Genomic DNA, 2,782 nt, shown 5'->3' with positions numbered 1-2,782 from the left:
CGACCGCCCCGGCCGCGCCGGCCCGGACCGCCGCGGCGCCGGACGCCGGGACCACCGACGCAGACGTCGTCCCGGAGCCGTCCGCGGCCCCGGACCCGTCCGACGGGGGCACCTCCGGTGTCGTCTGAGTCGGAGGGCGTGATCGACGTCGCCTCGCACTCGACGATGTACGCCATCGGGGCGTACTTCTGCGACCGGCACCCCGAGCTCGTCGACGACGTGCTCGCCGACGCCGACGCCATCGAGGGCGACGGTCTGCGCCGCTGGGCGCACGCGGAGGGCATCGCGGTGCAGGACGCGTTCGAGACGCTCGTCACCGGCCTGGCGATCCGCTTCTACACGGCGCTCGCCGGCGAGTCGTTCGAGCCCGACGGGTTCCCCGCCGCATCGGCCGGTGGCGCCGCCGGCGACTGAGCCGACGGAGTCCGGCCGCGGGCCCCGGGCCCGGGGGCGGGCGGCCTCGACCGGTCGTCTTTTGCCATACTCCCGCTCGCGTCGGGGCGTGGCGCAGCCTGGTAGCGCGCGCCGTTCGGGTCGGCGAGGTCGGAGGTTCAAATCCTCTCGCCCCGATTTGCATCAGGACCCACCAGGCAGCGAGGCCCGCGATCCATCGGATCGCGGGCCTCGCTCGTTCCCGGGCTGCGTCGCGGCGCTACGGCGCGGTCGGCGAGGTGGCGCGCGCCGCGCTGTCGGGCCGCGTGCCGAGGGTGACCTTCGCGGTCTTCCGGTCGCCGCCCCGGGTGTACTGCACCTCGACCTGCTCGCCGGGCTGGTGCGTGTCGACCGCGGCGCCCAGCAGCTCGGTGTCGGTGACGGTGGTGTCCCCGACCTTCGTGATCACGTCGCCGGCCTTCAGGCCCGCGTCGGCCGCCGGGCCGCCGGTGGCGACGGAGGCGACCGTCGCGCCGACGCCGTCCTCGCCGGTGGCCGCGGCGTCCGCGGTCCCGACACCGAGGTAGGCGTGCTTGGCGGTGCCGGTCGTGCGCAGCTGCTGGACGATGCGGGAGACCGTGTCGGACGGCACCGCGAAGCCGATGCCGACGTTGCCGCCCGAGCTGCCGTCGCTCGACGTCGAGGACGTGGCGATCTGCGAGTTCACGCCGATGACGCGGCCCTGGTCGTCGAGCAGCGGGCCGCCGGAGTTGCCGGGGTTGATCGCCGCGTCCGTCTGCAGCACGCCCGTGATCGCGTAGCCGTTGGGCGACTCGATGCTGCGGTGCAGGGCGGAGACGACACCGGTGGTCAGGGTCCGCGACAGGCCGTACGGGTTGCCGATCGCGAAGGTGGAGTCGCCGACCTGCACGTCGGAGGACTGCGCGAGCTCCAGCGGCGTCAGGGCCTTCGGGGCCGACACCTTCAGCAGCGCGAGGTCCGTGGACTGGTCGACGCCGACGACCTTCGCGGTCAGGGTGTCGCCGTCGCCGATCTTCACCTTGACGCTGTCGGCGCCGTCGATCACGTGCGCGTTGGTCACGACGTAGCCGTCGGAGGAGACGACGAAGCCCGACCCCGTGGCCGTGCCGGCCGACGACGATCCGCCCTGACCACCGCCGAGACCGCCCAACCCGTCGGGAGCGCCCTGCGCGCCGCCCGGCGACGAGCCGCTCGTCGTCGCGGTGATGAAGGCGACGGAGTCGCGGCTCTGCGCGTAGATCTGGCCGGCCGTCAGGGCGCCCGTCGTGTTCGCGACGGTGCGGTTGACGGCGGCGGGCGTCGATGTCGCGGCGGCAGTGACGGTCTGCGTGCCGCCCCCGACGGCCTCGGTGGCGATCACCGCCCCGCCGGTGCCCCCGACGAGCGCGGCGGTGCACATGACGACGATGGAGCGGGTCGGAGACTTCATGGACCACACGCTGACGGGGACCCCTGACCCGTCCCCCAAGCGGCCAGAAGACCTTGCATAGCGCCGGCGAAGACGTTCCCCAAGGGTTCCGAAGAACCGCCGAAGGGCCTGGGACGATCGGGGCGTGCCGACGACGGTCCAGCTGCGCCTGCCGGTGCGCGCACCGTTCGACGGCCGCGGCCTCCACGGGGTCCTCGGGGCGCGTGCCGCCGACGGCCTCGAACGGGTCGGGCCCGACGGGGCGTACGTCCGCAGCCTGCGCCTGCCGCACGGGGCGGGCCTCCTGTCGTTGCGCCTGACGGACGCGGGTCTTCCCGGGACCGGTCCGGACGGCCGCGACCCGGACGCCGGCGGCACGGTGACGGGCGAGCTCCGCCTCGTCGATCCCCGCGACGCCGCGGGGGCGACGGTCCTGGTCCGGCGCCTGCTGGACCTCGACGCGGACCCGGCGACCGTCGGCGCGCACCTCGCCCGTGATCCCGCGCTGGCACCGCTGGTCGCCGCGCGGCCTGGGCTCCGCGTCCTGGGGACGGTCGACCCGTTCGAGCTGGCGCTGCGGGCCGTGATCGGCCAGCAGGTCTCGGTCGCCGCGGCGCGCACGGTGCTCGGGCGGCTCGTGCGGGCCCACGGCCGGGAGCTGCCGCGCGGGATGGACCCGGACGGCGCGGCCGCGGAGCGGCTGCGGACCTTCCCGGAGCCCGCGGTCGTCGCCGACCTGCCCGACGCCGCGCTGCCGATGCCGCGCGCCCGCGCCGCGACGGTCCGGCGGCTGGCCGTCGCCGTGGCGGACGGGACCGTCGACCTGCGCCCCGCCGCGGAACCGCACGCGACGGTCGCCGCGCTCCTCGCGCTGCCCGGCATCGGTCGGTGGACCGCCGGCTACGTCGCGATGCGGGCGCTCGGCGACCGCGACGCGTTCCCGGCCGGCGACCTGGTGCT

3 protein-coding genes and 1 tRNA gene are annotated in these 2,782 nt (G+C 75.9%); 3 read left to right on the top strand and 1 reads right to left on the bottom strand.

Translation table 11 applies throughout. The features are described 5' to 3' along the window. Positions 1 to 117: 117 nt before the first annotated feature. Positions 118 to 414 carry a hypothetical protein gene (locus Q7T67_RS13000; protein ID WP_304790094.1) on the top strand — a complete coding sequence of 99 codons (297 nt, stop codon included), beginning with the start codon at positions 118 to 120 and terminating at the stop codon, positions 412 to 414. An 82-nt stretch (positions 415 to 496) separates the two neighbouring features. Then, a tRNA-Pro gene (locus tag Q7T67_RS12995) sits at positions 497 to 570 on the top strand. Between the two features lie 82 nt (positions 571 to 652). Here the strand turns inward: Q7T67_RS12995 and Q7T67_RS12990 are convergent. After that, the gene (locus Q7T67_RS12990) at positions 653 to 1,843 is read right to left on the bottom strand and encodes a S1C family serine protease (protein WP_304790091.1); all 1,191 of its coding nucleotides are present in this window, start codon (positions 1,841 to 1,843) and stop codon (positions 653 to 655) included. Between the two features lie 124 nt (positions 1,844 to 1,967). Between Q7T67_RS12990 and Q7T67_RS12985 the strand changes: the two genes are divergently transcribed. Further along, positions 1,968 to 2,782: DNA-3-methyladenine glycosylase (locus Q7T67_RS12985; protein ID WP_304790088.1), on the top strand; the 815-nt coding region annotated here is incomplete at its 3' end.

The sequence above is a fragment of the Patulibacter sp. genome (genome assembly GCF_030655195.1).
GTDB lineage: Bacteria > Actinomycetota > Thermoleophilia > Solirubrobacterales > Solirubrobacteraceae > Patulibacter.
Note: the sequence above shows the minus strand (reverse complement) of the source record. Positions and strands in the feature narration are given on the sequence as shown.